This is a genomic window from Acinetobacter gerneri DSM 14967 = CIP 107464 = MTCC 9824, assembly GCF_000368565.1.
GTDB classification, from domain to species: Bacteria; Pseudomonadota; Gammaproteobacteria; order Pseudomonadales; family Moraxellaceae; genus Acinetobacter; species Acinetobacter gerneri.
Window position 1 is genome coordinate 40,585 of the sequence record NZ_KB849538.1, and the last position, 18,611, is coordinate 59,195.

Annotated in this window: 23 protein-coding genes and 2 tRNA genes; 7 read left to right on the forward strand and 18 right to left on the reverse strand. The window is 37.9% G+C overall.

Translation table 11 applies throughout. From position 1 onward, the window contains the following. Nucleotides 1-260: 260 nt before the first annotated feature. Nucleotides 261-2,051: an arginine--tRNA ligase gene (gene argS, locus F960_RS03625; protein WP_004858306.1), complete on the forward strand. Its 1,791-nt coding sequence runs from the start codon at nt 261-263 to the stop codon at nt 2,049-2,051. A gap of 257 nt (nt 2,052-2,308) precedes the next feature. Further along, nucleotides 2,309-2,920, forward strand: coding sequence for an SPOR domain-containing protein (locus F960_RS03630; protein WP_004858309.1), 612 nt, complete (start codon nt 2,309-2,311; stop codon nt 2,918-2,920). A 44-nt stretch (nt 2,921-2,964) separates the two neighbouring features. Here F960_RS03630 and F960_RS03635 read toward each other — a convergent pair whose 3' ends face one another. Further along, nucleotides 2,965-3,870 carry a DMT family transporter gene (locus F960_RS03635; RefSeq protein WP_004858311.1) on the reverse strand — a complete coding sequence of 302 codons (906 nt, stop codon included), beginning with the start codon at nt 3,868-3,870 and terminating at the stop codon, nt 2,965-2,967. A gap of 167 nt (nt 3,871-4,037) precedes the next feature. Here F960_RS03635 and F960_RS03640 point away from each other — a divergent pair, with 167 nt between their 5' ends. After that, nucleotides 4,038-4,916: a helix-turn-helix domain-containing protein gene (locus tag F960_RS03640; protein WP_035373018.1), complete on the forward strand. Its 879-nt coding sequence runs from the start codon at nt 4,038-4,040 to the stop codon at nt 4,914-4,916. 59 nt (nt 4,917-4,975) lie between these two features. Here F960_RS03640 and F960_RS03645 read toward each other — a convergent pair whose 3' ends face one another. The 12 genes from F960_RS03645 to F960_RS03700 all read right to left on the reverse strand — a co-directional run bounded on the left by F960_RS03645 (nt 4,976) and on the right by F960_RS03700 (nt 14,356). Next, nucleotides 4,976-6,214, reverse strand: coding sequence for a ParB/Srx family N-terminal domain-containing protein (locus tag F960_RS03645; RefSeq protein WP_004858315.1), 1,239 nt, complete (start codon nt 6,212-6,214; stop codon nt 4,976-4,978). 117 nt (nt 6,215-6,331) lie between these two features. Further along, complete coding sequence (locus tag F960_RS03650) at nt 6,332-6,958, reverse strand: alpha/beta fold hydrolase (protein WP_004858318.1); 627 nt, start codon at nt 6,956-6,958, stop codon at nt 6,332-6,334. Between the two features lie 50 nt (nt 6,959-7,008). After that, nucleotides 7,009-7,650 carry a glutathione S-transferase gene (locus F960_RS03655; RefSeq protein WP_004858319.1) on the reverse strand — a complete coding sequence of 214 codons (642 nt, stop codon included), beginning with the start codon at nt 7,648-7,650 and terminating at the stop codon, nt 7,009-7,011. Between the two features lie 65 nt (nt 7,651-7,715). Continuing rightward, nucleotides 7,716-8,114, reverse strand: coding sequence for an OsmC family protein (locus F960_RS03660; protein ID WP_004858323.1), 399 nt, complete (start codon nt 8,112-8,114; stop codon nt 7,716-7,718). Nucleotides 8,115-8,125: 11 nt separating this feature from the next. After that, nucleotides 8,126-9,073, reverse strand: a complete 948-nt coding sequence (locus F960_RS03665) for a pirin family protein (protein ID WP_004858328.1) — start codon at nt 9,071-9,073, stop codon at nt 8,126-8,128. 231 nt (nt 9,074-9,304) lie between these two features. Beyond that, nucleotides 9,305-9,586, reverse strand: coding sequence for a DUF2798 domain-containing protein (locus F960_RS03670; protein ID WP_004858329.1), 282 nt, complete (start codon nt 9,584-9,586; stop codon nt 9,305-9,307). A gap of 31 nt (nt 9,587-9,617) precedes the next feature. Continuing rightward, a complete protein-coding gene (locus tag F960_RS03675) occupies nt 9,618-9,917 on the reverse strand; it encodes a DUF3861 domain-containing protein (protein WP_004858332.1) in 300 nt (99 codons plus the stop codon). A 10-nt stretch (nt 9,918-9,927) separates the two neighbouring features. Then, entirely contained in the window at nt 9,928-10,317 is a 390-nt protein-coding gene (locus F960_RS03680) for a Fur family transcriptional regulator (protein ID WP_004858335.1), read from the reverse strand. Nucleotides 10,318-10,348: 31 nt separating this feature from the next. Beyond that, nucleotides 10,349-10,891, reverse strand: coding sequence for a PadR family transcriptional regulator (locus F960_RS03685; RefSeq protein ID WP_004858337.1), 543 nt, complete (start codon nt 10,889-10,891; stop codon nt 10,349-10,351). Nucleotides 10,892-11,061: 170 nt separating this feature from the next. Continuing rightward, complete coding sequence (locus F960_RS03690; protein ID WP_004858340.1) at nt 11,062-11,982, reverse strand: restriction endonuclease; 921 nt, start codon at nt 11,980-11,982, stop codon at nt 11,062-11,064. Between the two features lie 142 nt (nt 11,983-12,124). Beyond that, nucleotides 12,125-13,693: a glutamine-hydrolyzing GMP synthase gene (gene guaA / locus F960_RS03695; RefSeq protein ID WP_004858344.1), complete on the reverse strand. Its 1,569-nt coding sequence runs from the start codon at nt 13,691-13,693 to the stop codon at nt 12,125-12,127. Nucleotides 13,694-13,939: 246 nt separating this feature from the next. Continuing rightward, the gene (locus F960_RS03700) at nt 13,940-14,356 is read right to left on the reverse strand and encodes a DoxX family protein (RefSeq protein ID WP_004858347.1); all 417 of its coding nucleotides are present in this window, start codon (nt 14,354-14,356) and stop codon (nt 13,940-13,942) included. A gap of 195 nt (nt 14,357-14,551) precedes the next feature. On the opposite strand from F960_RS03700, the gene F960_RS03705 reads away from it, so the two are divergent. Further along, nucleotides 14,552-15,208, forward strand: a complete 657-nt coding sequence (locus F960_RS03705) for a DedA family protein (RefSeq protein WP_004858350.1) — start codon at nt 14,552-14,554, stop codon at nt 15,206-15,208. Nucleotides 15,209-15,257: 49 nt separating this feature from the next. On the opposite strand, the gene F960_RS03710 is transcribed toward F960_RS03705, so the two are convergent. The 4 genes from F960_RS03710 to F960_RS03725 form a co-directional block, all read right to left on the reverse strand. Next, nucleotides 15,258-15,650, reverse strand: coding sequence for a hypothetical protein (locus tag F960_RS03710; protein ID WP_004858352.1), 393 nt, complete (start codon nt 15,648-15,650; stop codon nt 15,258-15,260). Between the two features lie 13 nt (nt 15,651-15,663). Next, nucleotides 15,664-16,500, reverse strand: coding sequence for a ParA family protein (locus tag F960_RS03715; RefSeq protein ID WP_004858355.1), 837 nt, complete (start codon nt 16,498-16,500; stop codon nt 15,664-15,666). An 81-nt stretch (nt 16,501-16,581) separates the two neighbouring features. After that, nucleotides 16,582-16,974 (reverse strand): SirB2 family protein, encoded by a 393-nt coding sequence (locus F960_RS03720; RefSeq protein WP_004858357.1) that lies wholly within the window; start codon nt 16,972-16,974, stop codon nt 16,582-16,584. Nucleotides 16,975-16,986: 12 nt separating this feature from the next. Continuing rightward, nucleotides 16,987-17,295, reverse strand: coding sequence for a BolA family protein (locus F960_RS03725; RefSeq protein ID WP_004858360.1), 309 nt, complete (start codon nt 17,293-17,295; stop codon nt 16,987-16,989). A 232-nt stretch (nt 17,296-17,527) separates the two neighbouring features. Here F960_RS03725 and F960_RS03730 point away from each other — a divergent pair. Next, a tRNA-Gly gene (locus F960_RS03730) sits at nt 17,528-17,603 on the forward strand. A 53-nt stretch (nt 17,604-17,656) separates the two neighbouring features. After that, nucleotides 17,657-17,732 (forward strand) — tRNA-Gly (locus F960_RS03735). A gap of 327 nt (nt 17,733-18,059) precedes the next feature. On the opposite strand, the gene F960_RS03740 is transcribed toward F960_RS03735, so the two are convergent. Continuing rightward, nucleotides 18,060-18,287 carry a helix-turn-helix domain-containing protein gene (locus F960_RS03740; RefSeq protein ID WP_004858363.1) on the reverse strand — a complete coding sequence of 76 codons (228 nt, stop codon included), beginning with the start codon at nt 18,285-18,287 and terminating at the stop codon, nt 18,060-18,062. 112 nt (nt 18,288-18,399) lie between these two features. Here F960_RS03740 and F960_RS03745 point away from each other — a divergent pair, with 112 nt between their 5' ends. Next, nucleotides 18,400-18,609, forward strand: coding sequence for a hypothetical protein (locus tag F960_RS03745; RefSeq protein WP_004858367.1), 210 nt, complete (start codon nt 18,400-18,402; stop codon nt 18,607-18,609). The last annotated feature ends 2 nt before the right edge of the window (nt 18,610-18,611 follow it).

The following is an 18,611-nucleotide window of genomic DNA, read 5'->3' on the forward strand; positions in this document are numbered from 1 at the left end:
ATGGATGAGCAATTAGACGTTAAGTAAATTATTGCTCATTTTAAAGCTATTTTTTCAATATAATCATAGTGCTAGTATTATTTTAAGCGTATAAATGATTTGGCTTAAATCTATATTTTAAAATCATCAAAATTAAATGATAAAGTTAAAGCTAAAATTAACATTAAATTAATCTGCATTCGATACAAATGCTTTTACCTAAAGCAAGCGAAATTTGCTATATTTAGCGTTTTTCTGCGACATTTATTTTTCGATAGATTATGAATACGGCAATACAAGCAGCACTCGATCATGCAGTTCAATCCCTCCAAGCAGCAGGGGTAATTCCATCTGACTGGAAAAACACCAGCAATTTAACACGCACAAAAGACCGAAGCCACGGTGATTTTGCGTCAAATATTGCGATGATCGGCTCAAAAGCTGCGGGTATGAAGCCACGTGATCTCGCGACTCAAATCCTAGAAAACTTACCAGAAGTGGCTGATATTTCTAAAGCAGAAATTGCTGGTCCTGGTTTTATCAATTTCTTTTTAAATGCCGATCAGCGTTTTACTGTACTTGATCAAATTCAAGCACAACAAGATCAGTACGGTCGTACCAATGGCAATGCTGCAAAAAAAATTCAAGTCGAATTTGTCTCAGCAAACCCAACATCAAGCCTGCATGTCGGTCATGGTCGTGGTGCAGCATACGGCATGACTGTTGCAAATCTATTGGAAGCGACTGGCGCTAAAGTTGAACGTGAATATTACGTTAACGATGCGGGTCGTCAAATGGATATTTTGGCAACTTCTACCTATTTACGTTACCTTGAGCTTTGCGGACAAACATTGGTTTTCCCAAAAAATGCTTACCAAGGTGATTATGTTAAAGAAATCGCGCAAAGCATTATTGATAAACATGCTGATGCTTTTGTTCGCCCTGTTGCTGATGTATATAAAGATGTCCCTGAAGACGTTCAATATGCTGAAGAATTAGATGCAGAAGGCAATAAAGTTGTTCTCTCTGGCGATAAAGAAAAACATATTGATGGTTTGATTCACAACTCACAAAACTTAGTCGGTCAAGGCTACCGTGTGTTCCATCAAGCTGCTTTGCATGCCATTTTAGATGATATCAAAGATGATCTCGGTGAATTCGGGGTAACTTTTGACAAATGGTTTAGTGAAGCAACATTGACTACAAAAATTGATGAAGCATTGCAAACGCTTGATCAACGTGGTTATTTGTATGAAAAAGACGGGAATATTTGGTTTAAATCAACTGAATTTGGCGATGAAAAAGACCGTGTAGTGAAACGTCGTAATGGGCAAACCACTTATTTTGCTTCAGACATTGCTTACCATTTAAATAAATTGCAACGTGGTTATACCGACCTGATTGACATTTGGGGTTCAGATCACCACGGTTATATCGCACGTGTTAAAGCTGCCATTGATGCAATGGGCTTTGATTCATCAAAATTGACCGTACTATTGGTTCAATTTGTTAGCTTGTGGCGTGGCGGTGAGATGGTTCAAATGTCATCTCGTTCAGGTCAGTTTGTGACTTTGCGTGATTTGCGTAAAGAAGTAGGCAACGATGCTGCTCGTTTTTATTATGTAATGCGTAAATCTGAACAACACATTGATTTTGATTTGGATTTAGCAGTATCTCAAAGTAAAGACAATGCTGTTTATTATATCCAATATGCGCATGCTCGTATTTGCCGTATGCTTGAAAAAGCAGCCAATACGGGTGTTAACTTTGATGCTACACAAGCTCGCCAATTTGCAGCTAAACTCGAATTGGAAGCAGAAGCGGAAATCTTAGCAAAACTTGCAGCTTATCCAGAGATCGTAACTCGTGCAGCAAATAACTATGAACCACATCAAGTGGGTAATTATTTGAAAGAGTTGGCTGCCCTATTCCACGGTTGGTATAACGAGCACAAAGTTTTGGGTGATGATGCAAAATTGACTCAAGCACGTTTGTTGTTATCTGTAAATGTTAAGCAAGTATTGAAAAATGGTTTAGAACTTCTAGGTGTTTCCGCTCCTGAGACCATGTAAGCAAAGCATCGCTTTGCATGGTCGCAAGACGAGAGCTATGCTCGAAGTAAAAAACCATGTAGGCAAAGCACTGCTTTGCATGGTCGCAAGACAAGAGCTGTGCTCGAAGTAAAAAACCATGTAAGCAAATCACTGCTTTGTGCTATAGATCTAGTGCAAAGCAGTTTTTGAAATGAAAAGGGTTGATGTGGTTTTATTTTGCGTTTTATCAAAGCTGTGTAGGCAATGACAATAAACAATAAGAGAGGGTTATTTTAGTGTTTGGAAAAGTACAACGCGGTGTTTCTGAACGCCCGAATAAGCCAAAGAAACCATTAATACCTAAATGGCTAGGCACACTCGTGGCTATTTTGGTTATATTGAGTATTGCGGTTGCTTTGATGTTATGGAAACCTTGGGCTCCTGTTCATCCTAAAAATGATGTGACTTCAAATCATTATCAAGAAGATACCAATAAAGACTACCGCTTCTATGACTTATTGCCACAACAGCAAGTTACGCCAATCCCACAACAAGCGGTTCCTGAGAGTCAAACTCAAAGTCGCCCGATTATCGTAGAAGCGCCTGACCATTCTCAACAAAGCAGTAGCTCTGCCGTAACAAGCAGTGATGATGGTACAGCCACACCGCAAGTTCGTCAGAATTCTTATATCTTGCAAGTCCGCAGTTATAATGATCCAGATCATGCAGATGCACGTCGTGCTGAGATTATTCTCAATGGTTTATCTGCTGATGTACTCAAAACGACTGAGGGCGGAAAAACATGGTATCGCGTGATTTCTGGTCCATATGATACTTTGGATGCTGCGGTCAATGCTCAGCAAGCTTTGCAACATAGCGGTATTGATTCAATCGTTGTAAAACGCTAATTGAGTTTGATTTCATATCAAGGCAATCATCAGATTGCCTTTTTTTATGATGAGGATATTTTTGCAGAATGTTTAAGAAAATATTTTGGCTGTGCAAATAAAATCCAATTTCCCAATAAGATAAATAACACGCCCAGTACAGAACTGATATGCCAATGATAATTTTCCCAAAAGGTTGAAATAAACAAAGCAACCAATGGAAATAATAAAGTGCTATATGCCGCCTGCCCTGCACCGATTCTGGCAATCAACATAAAATATAATGAAAAACCAATAATTGAACCAAAAATCGCCAGATACAATACAGCCAAAACACCTTTTGTAGATAAATCAGGGATAAAGTTTTGTTTCAATAGTAGCGCGACGATCCCCATAAATAGCGCACCGTATAACATGCCATAGGCATTGGTAGTAAATATATCTTTGTGATGATTTTGATGGCGTAAACTGATCATATTTCCCAAAGAAAAACCATAAGTTCCGAGCATACATAATCCAATCGCCGACAAGGTCTGCCAATGCAATTGAGTCGACACAATATCATGCCAAAATAGCGCGCAGATTCCGATTAGTCCGCATATCGCTGCTGGGATAAATGACTTGGATATTTTCTTTTTAAAAAATAAATAACTGTTAATCGCATTAAATAAGACCGCCATCGAAAAAATAACAGACTCTAACCCGCTATTGATATATTCGACTGCTGTATAAAAACAGATAAAATTGAGTCCAAATACGCATAGACCTTGCAGCATACAAAAATAATGATCCTGTAAAGACAGTTTTTTTAAGCGTTTACTCAGCAGTAAAACCACAAACAATCCCAATGCTGCAATCGTAAAACGCCAAAACACACCCACAGCAGGACTAAACACACTCTGCTGTGCCGCAATCGCAATCCATGTTGTGCCCCAAATCACCACTACGGCCAGATAAAGTACAGCATTCATGTTTATTTCCTCACAGTTTATGCCTTATTTTGATCTAAGCTAGATCACTAAATCTTCATTAAACTTGTGCGGATTTACATTTTCTTGTGATTATTTTCGACTGTTTTTTGTTTTAATCATTTGAGTTGGTTAAACTCAGATCAGTATATGGCGATTGACTAAAAACAATGAACTATCAAACCATACAGCAACTGCAGCAGCATAAAGCACAACTGATTGATACCACGATACTTGGATCACACATGCAACTTGCTGCATGGAAAAACCAACATGATTTGGTCAGTGTTTGTAGTAACCACCATACTTTGAGCCTCTATGTTGAAGGTGGCTATGAAAGCTATCGTAAAACGCCTTTAGGTTGGCGAAATGGTGGTGCTCCTGATCGTTTTTGTTTGATGCCTAAAGGGCAAGAATCGACATGGGATATCCGTGGCGATTTGACTTTTGTACACCTGTATTATACCGATCAACATTTACGTGAAACGGCATTAAAAATTTGGGATAAAGAACCATCATTTATCGAACTAAATGAACAAAATTTTGTTCCTGATCAGTCGATTACACTATTATATCGTCAGTTTTTATTGAGCTGTGATTGGCAAGATAAAAGTAATCAGTTACAGCTCAGTTCTACCGCGACCTTATTGCTTAATTATTTACTTAAAAATTATAGTAATGTGCAATGGAACCTTCCCACAGTTACTGGAGGTTTAGCACCATTTTTACTAAAACGTGTCCAAGAATGGATCGAAGATCATTTGCATCTTGGATTGATCATCGCCGATCTGGCTCAGCAAACGGGATTGAGTGAATATCATTTTGCACACATGTTTAAACAATCTACAGGTTTGCCACCGCATCAATTTGTTTTGCAAAGACGCTTATTGCGTGCGCATGATTTGATTGTATCGAGCCAGCTCAATTTGACTGAGATTGCACTATGTTGTGGCTTTAGTTCGGCAGGACATTTTAGTGCCCGATTTAAACAACATTTTGGTTACAGCCCATCTTCATTACGTAAAAATACAACTCAAAATCAATGCTAATCTCAACGAATTTATAAAATAAAAAGGAGGGTTTTATCCCCTCCTTTTTATGAAAATACTTACCAACCCCAACATGTTCCTGTTTGCGGTTTACCACATTTGGCATATTTCACAGCATACCACAAACTACCACCTGTACGCGGTGTTTGATCTTTTTTTACTTCATCACGATTTAGATCATCAAAAGCCGAAATCGCATCGGTTGTTGCTGAACCTTTGGCTGCATTTTTTTCTAGCTGGATCGCGCCCATATCTTTTGCAGTAAATGTACCGTAAATAATATCCGTTTGAGGCGTTGTACCCATCAAAATAGAATACTGTGCAATCGCGGCTTGATAAGAGATTGGATTGCCCGAAACACTCAGATCAGATTTAATCGTCGCTACGCCAAGGACATCTGTTTCAGCATAGTTTTTTACGTCACTATGATAATAACTCAAAGGCTGTACAGCCCCTTTTGCGATTTGTTTGTTATACCAATCTTCCCACAAAAACTCAGTATAATCTGCTGCAGTAGGTAACTTGGTATAACCAATATCACGCGTAAAATATACCAAAGAGCGATACGGATTATTTTGCATACCATTCGGATTATCTGTAGATAATAAACCTAAATTTTTCGGTAACTGCTGATAAGTAATGCTTTGATTTTTACCATCTTTGAGCCAAGCCTGATTGTTTGCAAGCAACTTATTCCAAAACTCATTTGCATTTTTTATATCACTATAATTTGCAACAACTTTTACCCAAACTTTGAGCTGACCACCACCATCAGGCAATTCTCGATACTCCGTCATGGTATGGTGTCCATCGGTCAGATATAATTTGCCATCATAACCAACAACAACTGTTTTCAAATCTTTGTCTTCGGTTCCCGGCTGTTCTTGACAGCCAAAAGTGCTCAAATCCTTTAAATTGGCTTTTTGCAAATCAGCAATTGAAGCAAAATCATCACGTCCTTTCGCCCCGATTGCCTCACAATAGTCACTGAATTTTTTACCAATGGTTTTATTTAAATAAACCAATTGATTCTTTGGATCAGCTTGCCAAGTCGGGCGATTTGGATCACCTTGCCAGCGTCCCAATTTATAATAAATTTGGTCATAACCCACTGCACCTTGGGTGGGAATCAGATCATCAATCACCACTTGCACCACATCACCTGCTTTTGCTGTCAAAAAGCGTTGATCACGCTGATCAACTGGAGGTTTTGGCGTCGTGATGACGGTGCTTTCTTTACTATCGTTACAAGCGCTCAAACCCACAAAGCAGCTTAAAGTCAGTGCTAAAATCGACATGTTATGGCTTATGTTTTTCATTTTATGGCGTCAGTGAACAAAATAGCTCATTTTCACTGTGGAATATTTAAATCGTATGACGATTAATCAGAGAATTAATTAAAAAATAACTTTGAATCAAAGTTCAGCTTTGAGATTTTGCTGTAAAAAATGCTCAATATGAGCAGAGACTTGATCCGCATACTCATAAGCCAAATCATGCTGCCCCTGCTCGATCACCACCAATTCGGCATGAGCCAATTTTTGCTGTAAATATACAGCAACAGCGACTGGACTAATCGGATCACTATCCCCCCAGATCAGTAAAATTGGGCATTTTATTTCATGTAATTTTTCATCTAAATATTCAGCATGTTCCACAAACCAATCAGGGACCTGAAAGGTATTTTTATATTCCTCGCGCCAATCCTTCACATCAAATCGAGAAAGATCTATGCCACCAGAAGTTGCGACTAAAACCAGAGCCTGTATTTTTTCAGGCATTTGTAAAGCAGCTTGTACCGCAAAGATTCCACCCATAGACTGTGCGATCACAACAGCGTTTTGAGGAATTTGCCTTAAAACATACTGCTGTAATGTACTAAAAGATTTGATATTTTCCTGTTCAGGATGCCCTCCAAAACTCGGGTAAGCGATGACATGTTTATGTTTAAAAGATAACTTCTGTAGCACAGGCTGCCAGAAATCCGTACTTCCCGATGCACCCGGTAAAAAGATCAGTTCTGGCTCTGTCGACATTTTCATTCTTTAAAATCACTTTATTTTCAAGGTACTGTATTGTCAAAGTACGGTATTTAAAAATCTGCTTTTTCCTGTGCGCGTATAAAAGCAGGACGATGCTGGATTCTTTCAATATAACTCAGCATGTTCGGACATTTCTCCTGTACGCGTTCTCGCATCGCAATTACTGGAAAACTCATCTGAATGTCTGCAAAGGAAAAATCACCTGCAAAATAATCATGCTCAGATAAATATTGTTCAATAAAGGCAATATGATCCTTTAAACGTGGATTGATAAAGCCACCTTTGACCCCTTCTACAATTTTCTTTGCAACAGGTTTTATGAGAAAAGGAACATGTTTAGGGACATTGCTCATGACCAAATTCATCACCAATAAGGGCATCAGCGAAGCTTCTGCATAATGCATCCAATAACGGTATTGCATACGATCCACTGTATTTTGTTGTTTAAATTTTTGATTAAGGTCATATTTTTCTTGTAGATATTCTAAAATAACTGCAGATTCAGCCAACGTTAACTCACCATCCGTCAAAATCGGTGCTTTACCTAGCGGATGTATGGCTTTTAACTCTGGCGGAGCTGCATAGGTTTCAGTTCTTTTATAATATTTAATCTCATAATCCACACCCAACTCTTCTAGTGCCCAAATGATCCGCATCGATCTAGAATGTTGCAAATGGTGTAATGTAATCATCAATATCGTCCTATTTTATGCTCAGATAAAAAATGGCATTTCCTAAAAAATGCCATTTACTGCGATTAAGCGATTTGAGTGTGAATTTCCAAGCTTCTTAGCAAGGTCTTGGTCACGGGTGTTTTACCACTGATTTCCAGTAATTTTTGCTGAATTTCTTCACTTGGTGGAGTACTAAAATGCAGACGACGCTCGATCCATTCTGTACCTTCTTTATTTGCATGGAACTCTGCAGATACTGAAAATTCACCAATATCAAAGCCTTTATGCTTGGCATACATCCGCAATGTGATCATTGTACAAGAGGCTAAACCCGCTGTAATAAAGCCATACGGCGCAGGACCTGCATCTTGCCCTCCAAGACTTTCAGGTTCATCAGTCAACATATGATGTTGTCCTGAAGTGATTTCACCTTTCCATTCCTGAGCGGTAGATTTTGCCGTTGAACTTGCAACTATTCCCATGAATATTCTCCTTATTTTGATGGACGCATACTGTCAGGGAAAGTAGGTGCTTCAAGTCTTGGTCCATCGTAATCAGGAATTGAACCAAAACGTGCATCTTTATTGATCCACTGTTCACGTGCATGACGTAATTCTTCTTGCTCACGACCCACCAGATTCCACCATAGTAAAATCGGTGTTTCAAAAGGCACACCACCGATGAGCAATAAACGGCTACCTTGATGTAATTCGATATTTAACTCAGAAATTCCCGGCTCGAGGACCACCATATTTTCATCAGTCAATTCATGTCCATTGACTGTTGCTGTACCTTCCAAAGCCAAGAAACCGTATTCATATCTTGGATTTAACTGCAATTTTGTGCGAGTAGATTCCTTGGCGATCAAGTCCACACCCAACAACTCAGTGTGTACCTTGACTGGCGATTGGGTTTTCATAAACTCGCCGACGAGGACGGTAAATTCAATTTGATCCTGCTCAACCACAGGCAATTCTGGGTAATGATCAAACTGTGGTGCCATATTTCTTTTTTCATCAGGCAAAGCAATCCAAAGCTGTGCAGCATGCATATGTGTTTCGCTTTCAGGCGCAACCTCGGTATGCGAAATGCCATAGCCTGCCGTCATCAAATTGACTTGCTTCGGACGAATAAGTTGTTTAGAACCAATGCTATCCGTATGCATCATGGTCCCTTCGATCATCCATGTAAATGTCTGCAAACCCATATGTGGATGCGGACCAACGTCCAAACCATCCCCTTGAGGGAATGTCACAGGACCTGCATGATCCAAGAAACACCATGCGCCAATCATTCGTTTATGACGACTCGGTAATGCGCGTTTAATGACTGTGCCTTTGCCTATTTCCGCAGATCGGATTTCAAAATCCTGAATATATTGATTGACGTATTTTTCGCAATCATCTGAGTCGGAAATTTCAGTATAGTTGGTATTTGTCATGTTTTTATCCTGAATTTTACGTTGCCAAATGACGTTTATTTTTCATCATTTATCATGTGAATTATCCTAATAGATAAACACGCTAAGACATACATATAACTTAATACGCTGAATCATATATATAGGACAATAGGAGTTTTGTTTTTGTTGTAAACAATGATTTTTCTAAAATTAAATATTCAAATAATAAAAAAATGCAGATCAAACAAAATGCAGATCTACATAATAAGACTAGCCTTGTTTTGATGCTGGTGGAGCGACGAGAAGCACACAAATTTTACGGACAACGGGCAAAAAGATTAAAACCGTTGGATAGGCAATTAACCAAGAAAACAGCCAAATCGAAAACCATTTTGCAAAAAAATCTTCACTCCAGCCTAAATTTTTCCACAAATTAATCATCGAAATCGTTGCGCTCATCAAACCCGATAAAAACAAGGGCATGATCCATGGCAATGTTTTTGCAGGTAATTTTGGAATCACACCGAGTAACTTATGCGCATTTTTCGACATTCTTAACATTTCTCATCATTTAAAAATAGGATCATTGATTTTTGGCGTGCTGTTTTAGATTTTTCATAAATTGTAAAAATGCGGGATGAAAATCTTGAAATAAAACATGCTCACGATTTTCTAACATGACTTCACTAAAGAGCTTTAAACCGACTGCAAATGCTTTGGTCGTTTCCTCATCAAAGAACTTTGCCGCTTGAAGACGTTCAACGATCTTAAAAATGTCATCATGATTGCCAACATCAAAGTCTAAGTTGTCGCTATACGTCGATGGCTGTCCTTTTGCATCTTCTAAATGTTGTACAGTCACGTGATATTTATGTTGTTTCATAGTCATTCTCTTAGTTCGATTTGAACTCGATGTCGAGTAAATCTGCATTGAATTGTTTAAAAACTTTTTGTAAAGACAAAATCAGGGATTGGTGATCAACACAGGATAAATCTGCACACTTCAACTCTAAAGTCTTGATCTGGTGTTGGACTGGCAAAGTGTATTTTGATTCTCCTCGGGCAAATGGATCTTGTGAGATCATTCCCGTGATTTCTAAATCATTAATCACACGATATACAGTAGCCAAACTGATTTTATTGTCTTCTTGGTAGAGCTGTTGATAGATCTGCTTTACCGACATTTGCTGACGTTGTTCAGATAAAATTTTCATGACCAGAACTCGTGCCTGAGTAACTTTTAGTCCCACACGGCGCAGTTTGTGTTGTATTTCGATCGTCATCTTCCACCCTTACAAAGCACATTTAGTGGCATCATAAACGCCCAATTTCTACTGCAGCTTGATCAATATTTTCAGCAATTTTTCGGATTTTTTCCGCATCCAGTTCCTTCGAACCTAATTGTAAACGTAACGCTGTTTTTAGATTTTCCATAGCTCGATGGATGTCTAAGAACTTGTCATTACTTTGAATTTCACGTTTTGTTTCAAGCTTTTCAAGGAGCTGTTTGATCATATCTCCACGTTCTTGAAGGCGTAATTTTCCAGCTTCTGTAATGTGATATTGCTTGCGATCGGCTCCGCTATTTTCTGTAGCAATCAGCCCCATATCTTCCAAAAAGCTTAAAGTCGGATAGATTGTTCCTGCACTTGGTGTATAGCCACCGCCAACCAATTCACTGATTTCTTTAATGATTTCATAACCATGTTTCGGTGATTGATTGATCAGATAAAGGACCAAACCTTTCATTCGACCCGATTCAAACAGTCTGCCTCGTCGCCCACTATGTGGTCGTTCTGCAAAACTGTCTCCTCGTTCAAAATCCGCTCGTGAATGCAATTTTCGTTGTAATCGCATACTCATCTCGCTTATATCGATTAATTTATGCTTATTAAGATATATCTTAATATATCTTTTGTCGAGTTAAGATATAACAATATTTTTTAAGATATTGAAAATTTAGGATTTAAATATTTTGAGATGTATCTTAAGTAAGACAAGATATAAAAAAGGACGCTGATGCGTCCTTAAAAGCTTTCTTCATCAAATCGATCTTGATCTATTCTATAAATATGAAAGCTTCTTTCAATTTGAACACCTAATCCAAATTCTATCATCAGAGTTGTTAGTAGCTCACCATTAATCAAAACAATATCTGAATTTTTGGCAGTTTCTTTTGCACCACTACTAAAATCAGATGTAGTAATAAAGACTCCCTTTTTTGCCTTTTTATCAGTCAAAGCTCCTAAAAATTTATGTATTTCAGGTCTATGTACTATATTTTCCCAACGTTTTGCTTGAATATAAATTTTATCTAATCCCAAGCGGTCTTCACTAATGATACCATCGATCCCGCCATCATTTGTTTTTCCAATAGCTTTAGCCGCATCTTGATGAGACCCGCCATAGCCCATAGCAACCAATAAATCTACCACAAGCTTCTCAAAAAACTGAGGCGAGTTATTTTTTATTAAATTCAAAAGTTCTGGTTTTAATGAGGAAATCAGTATATTTGATGTTTTATCTATAATTTCTTCAGGTGTTTGAGTCTTTTCAATACTTTTGATTTGCTCATGTAAATTATCTGTCTTCAAATTTTCAGAATTACCTAATTTAAAATCAGAAAAACCTTCAAAATCCATTAAATATTCATTAGTGATCGAATTAAGTTTAGATAAATCAATATTTCTACCTAATTGACTTAATTCACAGAATGCTCTTTGAGGTTGATTAACTAAACCTGCTTTGACTAAATATGTTTTTGCCCAAGATACCCTATCTCTAAAAATATTTTTACCACTAGGTAATGTCGTAGAAAGTTCTTCTTCCGTTAATCCTGATCTTAATGCCAACATTTCTGCAACAACTGAAATTTTAATAGCTTTCTGTTGCTCAGATAATAATTTCATCAACGGCAACATCAATTGATCATATGTTGGTAAAGTCATAGGAGTTTTTGAAAATATTTTAATAAATTATATACAAAAAAAGAGCGCCTTAGCGCTCTTTTAAACATTATTTTTTTCACTGCCGCGAGCATAGCTCTTGGCGTAAAATCGGCAAAATGCGTTGCATTTTGAAAGCCCGATTTTACTCCCATTCAATCGTAGCTGGTGGTTTAGATGAAACATCATAAACCACACGAGAAACATCTTTGATTTCATTCATGATACGTGTTGAGATTTTATCAACAAGATCATAAGGAAGATGAGCGAAACGTGCTGTCATAAAGTCAACAGTCTCTACTGCACGAAGCGCAATTACCCATGCATAACGACGACCATCACCAACAACACCAACAGATTTCACAGGTTGGAATACAGCAAAGGCTTGAGCTGTTTTGTCATACCAACCACTTGCACGAAGCTCTTGCATAAAGATGTCATCAGCAAGACGAAGAATATCAGCATATTCTTTTTTCACTGCACCCAAGATACGCACGCCCAAACCTGGACCTGGGAATGGATGGCGATAAAGCATTTCATGCGGTAAACCTAAAGTTGTACCTAGACGACGTACTTCATCTTTAAATAAATCACGGATTGGCTCAACCAATTCAAAAGCCAAATCTTCTGGTAAACCGCCCACATTGTGATGCGATTTGATCACATGAGCTTTACCTTGTTTGCTTGCAGCAGATTCGATCACGTCAGGATAAATCGTACCTTGAGCTAAAAATTTCACGCCATCAAGTTTACGTGCTTCTTCAGCAAATACTTCGATAAACTCACGACCGATGATTTTACGTTTTTTCTCAGGATCAACTTCACCAGCAAGCGCAGTCAAGAAACGCTCTTCTGCATCAGCACGAATCACGCGAATACCCATGTTTTTAGCAAACATGTCCATCACTTGCTCGCCTTCGTTCAAACGAAGCAAACCATTATCTACAAATACACATGTCAATTGATCGCCAATCGCACGGTGTAAAAGTGCAGCCACTACAGATGAATCCACACCACCTGAAAGACCTAAAAGAACTTTTTCATCGCCGATTTGTTCACGTAATTGTTGTACGCGAAGCTCGATGATATTTTCAGAATTCCAAAGACCACCACAACCACAAATTTTGTGAACAAAGTTTGAAAGAAGTTGTTCACCTTGCGCTGTATGAGTCACTTCAGGGTGGAATTGAACCCCATAAAAACGACGAGTTTCATCAGAAACTGCAGCAAATGGACAACTTGGCGTACTTGCAGTCACTTTAAAGCCAGCAGGAACTTGTGCGACTTTATCACCATGGCTCATCCAAACTTTCAGTTGATTGTTGCCATCGTCCAAATCACCGATCAATTGATCACGTGCTTGAATATCAACTTCAGCATAACCAAATTCGTGAACAGTGCCTGCTTCTACTTTACCGCCCAATTGTTCTGACATGGTTTGCAAACCATAGCAAATACCCAATACTGGCACACCTAAGTTAAATACAACTTCTGGCGCGCGAGGACTACCTTCTTCATGAACACTTTCTGGTCCACCTGATAAGATAATACCGTTCGGGTTAAATGCACGAATGTCTTCTTCAGACATATCAAAGGCATACATTTCAGAATAGACACCAGCTTCACGTACACGACGCGCAATCAGCTGACTATATTGAGAACCGAAATCCAAGATCAAGATACGGTCTTGGGTAATTTGAGTATTGGTAGTCATGACAAACAACTATGCAGGGATCGGAAATAAGCGCTGTATTCTAGCATTTTTATTCACTTTACGCATATCTTTCGTACACGTTTAACGATCCGCACTTTAGGATAAATTTTAAATAAAAAAATGCATAAAAAAAGCGCCCGAAAGCGCTTAATTTTCATGTTATTTTTTGAGTAATAAGGCAAATTATTTTAAATGTAATATTTCAATCTCTTATTTCAAAACGGCTTCAAAACTGTTTTTAAAACCTTATTTTTCAATAAAATGATCAAGACTCAATTTACCCGCACCTTGCAACATAAGGAAGAAGAAACCACCAGCCATTGCAAAGTTTTTCATGAAATTGATCGCATCTTCAGCACCATGATGGAAAATAAAGGCAGTGATAATACTAAATACACCTAAGCCGAGTGCTGCAAAGCGAGCTTGGAAACCAAATAACAAGGCTAAACCACCACCAAATTCAACTAAAATAGTGACAGGTAATAAGGCAGCAGGAACACCCATCGATTCCATATATTGAGTCGTTGCGGCATAAGCTGTGATTTTTCCCCAACCTGCAACGAGGAAAATATATGCCATTAAGATACGGGCAATCAGGGTGATGACTGCGTTTACTGTTGGTTGTTGAACTGCATTTTTTACTAGAACATTTGGGTTAAACATTTTCTGACCTATATTTGAATTTTGCTTAATCGATGAGCACATAATAAGAAATTCATTTATGAGATACAGCCCTATAAAAAAGACTTGTTGTTGCAAAAATAGAATGATAATTGTTGTATTTTTTTGATATTTGATACTGACTTTAGTAGATTTGACTGCTAGGATTTAGGCACACTTTTGCGCTACTTTCATACCATGAACTTGTTTGATTTTATATTACACGTAGACCAACATCTTTCTGAATTTATTACAAATTATGGCACGTGGATTTACGGAATATTATTCCTGATTATTTTTGTTGAAACTGGTTTAGTGGTCATGCCCTTTTTACCGGGTGATAGCCTACTCTTTGCCGCAGGTGCTTTGGCTGCTTCTACTGGCGCAATGAATCCGTGGTTACTTGGCTTTATCCTATTTGTGGCTGCTGTCTTAGGTGACACGCTCAATTATCATATTGGCAAATTTATTGGTCCACGTGTTTTTGAAATGCACAATCGTTTTATCAATAAAGAACATTTGATGAAAACGCATTATTTTTTTGAAAAACATGGCGGTAAAACGATTATTATTGCGAGATTTTTACCGTTTATCCGTACCTTTGCGCCATTTGTAGCAGGTGCAGGAGAAATGCATTATCGCAACTTCCTTATTTTTAATATGGTCGGTGCGGCACTTTGGGTGGGTTCATTTGTCACCATTGGTTATTTATTTGGTAATTTACCAGTGATTAAAGATAACTTCACACATTTGATTTTCGGTATCATTATTTTAAGTGTATTGCCGGGCATTATTGGTTATATTCGCCATAAATTTTTCAATAAAAAACAGAAAGTGACTCAAGACAGTAAATAATTTCAATTAAATAAAAGTATAAAAAAGGGCTGAAAAATCAGCCCTTTTTTTATTTTGTAACGACTTGTCGTTTTGGTACATAAGCGCAGTTTTTAAATTGAGCTGCTTGTGAAAGCGCATCCTGCTGACCGTATAAACGTGAAAGCTCAGTATTTTTAGTATTTGAAGATTGTCCCATGTTGACAGAGACTGATGGTCCGAAGCCCCAGCCTCCACGTCCCCAACCACCGCCTAAGCCAACACCAACGCCCATACCTGTTCTTTTTGCAGGTTGTACACCATTATCAATGATTTGCTGAATACGGCTAAATTCACTCGATAATTGGGCACAATTGTATGCTTGATACTGAGTTGGCGAAACGTAAGTTGGTTTAACCGTTGTCGCACATGCACTGAGTAATAGTGCGCTTATTGCCAAAAGGCCTAAAGAATTTTTTTTCATAGCAAACTCAAACTTATTGTTTCTCTATCTCATTGAACAATAATTGATAGCTCTGCGTCAATTTATGTTCTGGTGATAAATAAATAAGTGGTTGATTTTTATGATGTGATTCTTTCATCAAAACAGATGGTGGCAACATGCTCTTGAGTACTGGTAGGCCTTCGTCTTTCAATTGTTGAACAACTTCACGTGGCAATCGAGCCTGAGCTTGAAATTGATTGACCACGATACCTTCTATTTCCAAGCGATCATTGTGATCATCCTGCGTTTCGATGACATTTTCGATGAGCGTTTGTAGTGCCCGTTTAGAAAATACATCACAATCAAACGGAATCAGTACTCGATCAGCCGAAATCAACGCAGATAAGGTAAAAAAGTTAAATGCAGGCGGAGTATCAATATAAATACGGTCATATTGCCCAATCAATGTTTGCAATGAATCACGTAATTTATAAATCTTATGTTTGGCTTCTAGGGCATGCTCTAAAGCACCTAAAGTCGGGCTAGCAGGCAATACATCGAGGTTTTTGAAGTTTGATTGATGAATATATTGGCTAAAATCTTTATTTCGAGACTTCAAGATCGAACCGAGCGCATTTCCAATCAGCCCTTTTTGTTGAGTCGTGCCCAATACATCTTGGAAAAAGTTTTCGATATTGGGTTCAAGTGCAGTTTTATCCGCAGAATAAGTTGCCGATTCACCTAAAATATATTGGCTAGAATTGGCTTGAGGGTCTAAATCAATCAGCAATGTTTTTAAATTTTGCTTTGCGCTGATTGCCGCTAGATTGACAGCAATACTGGATTTTCCTACTCCACCCTTTTGGTTAAAGACCACACGTGTAAGCATAATTCCCTCAAAAAATTACAGTTTTGGCTTGTAAGCAGTTTAACCTAGACTGCTTACAAAGAGGTGAATTATGTCTAACAATTAGCCAAAAACAGGCTTAATCTGCACCAATCCAATGATGGCAATATAAGCAATAAAGGCGAGCGTAAGCCCTGCACGGCGTTGCACCATTAAAATATTATTATCTTTTTTATAGGCTTTGATTAGCGATGAAAGCAATACGAGAAATAAAATGATCTTTGCATAAAACCAATTTTCAACTTTAAAGTGCTTCATATAAAGTAAAATCCCGCCAGTCACCACTAAAATGGTTAAAGCAGAATGCTGCACAGCCACATAAAGTTTTCGTTTATTTTGGTTAGGTTGATCATCTTCAATTCCTTTAAACAAAGTCATTGCTCTCAGAATTAAAACAATCAAAAGTAATAGCACTGCAAAAATATGCAATCCAATCAATAGCGCATGTTGGTCCATTCTGTATTTCCGTTAAGCTTTGGGTGCATGAGCACATTCTGGGCTTGCAGGTGCATCACCTTTCCATTCACTTGGAATATAGGCATGTATTGCGAGCGCATGTATTTTACCCGGACTGAGTAAATCGGCTGCTTCTGCATATACTTTTTGATGGCGCTGTACTAAACGTAATCCTGTAAAGATTTCACTCACAATAATCACTTTAAAATGTGATTCTTTTCCAGGGAAATATCCGCCATGACCTGCAGATTCATTAATCACTTCTAAATGTGTTGGCGTTAAGCTATTTAAACGCTCAATCAATTGTTGCTCTAAGGTCATAATTTCCGCCCTGAGTGTTGAAAAAAGTATCTTAACCATAGCTTTCTATTTTTGCTATGGCAAATAGCTTTGATTATTTGAATGATTTTTAATGAGTCTTTGCCTATTTGATCAACATTTTGGCTATTTTGAGCAGTTGGCCTATGCAATCTGTTTTTATTTTATTCAATCAATCACATTAGTTGTAAAAAATTGTTGACCCTGATTTTTGTTAATGTATTATAAGCGGCATGCGGGAATAGCTCAGTTGGTAGAGCATAACCTTGCCAAGGTTGGGGTCGGGAGTTCGAGTCTCCTTTCCCGCTCCAGATTATGGTTTGTTTTAAGTGTAAGTTTTAGCAAAAACTGCTCATGGTGTTTAGCGGGAATAGCTCAGTTGGTAGAGCATAACCTTGCCAAGGTTGGGGTCGGGAGTTCGAGTCTCCTTTCCCGCTCCAGATTCAAAAAGCCCTCATCGAAAGATGGGGGCTTTTTTATTGTTGATTTTATTATATTTTTTGAAAATTCCCCTGTCTTTGTTAGTCTATTCAATAAAAAAATATTCTTAAGATAATTTGTATTTTGTGACCAAGATGTGACCATAGCGTGCCCACGACAATAAAAATGGTCTCAATTGACCTTAAATGCCCTCAATCGATCACCACTTTCAGAGCCTTTTTTGAAGGCAAAAAAGCAACCTGTTCTCTTCCAAACAATGTACTTTTTACCAAATGATCAAGGATTTGTGACCATTTCACTTTTTGATGTGACCATTTGTGACCAAACTAGTCTTTATCATTTTGATTATTATCATTTTTTTTGAAAATCAATAAATCACCTACTTCCACATCTAATGCAATACAAATTTTATCAATTGTCTCAAAATCAATCCGTACAGATTCATCATTATAAAGTTTATGTAAAGTAGATTTATTAATTCCAGTACTTCTCACCAAATCAGCAACCTTAAGTTTCCTTTCTGCTAATAGAACTGCCAAGTTTGAAATAATCATAAAATTTCCCAGTTAAATCATAAAAAGTACTTGCAAAGACATAAAAATATGATAATTTATGTCTTAGGAATAATTTTTCCTAGTTACCTAGTAAAAAATATGAGGCTCTATTATGTCATATACCTATCTCACAGCCCAGCAACTGGCTGAAAAAATCCAGTACGACGCTCGTACTATTCGTAACCAAATGAAGGACAGCATCTTCATTGAAGGGGTTCACTACATCCGTCCTTTTGGTGGTCGCAAGATTCTTTTTGTTTGGGAACGCATTGAAACAGAAATGCTTAAATTCACTGGTTTAAGCATGGATGCTCTGCAATAAAG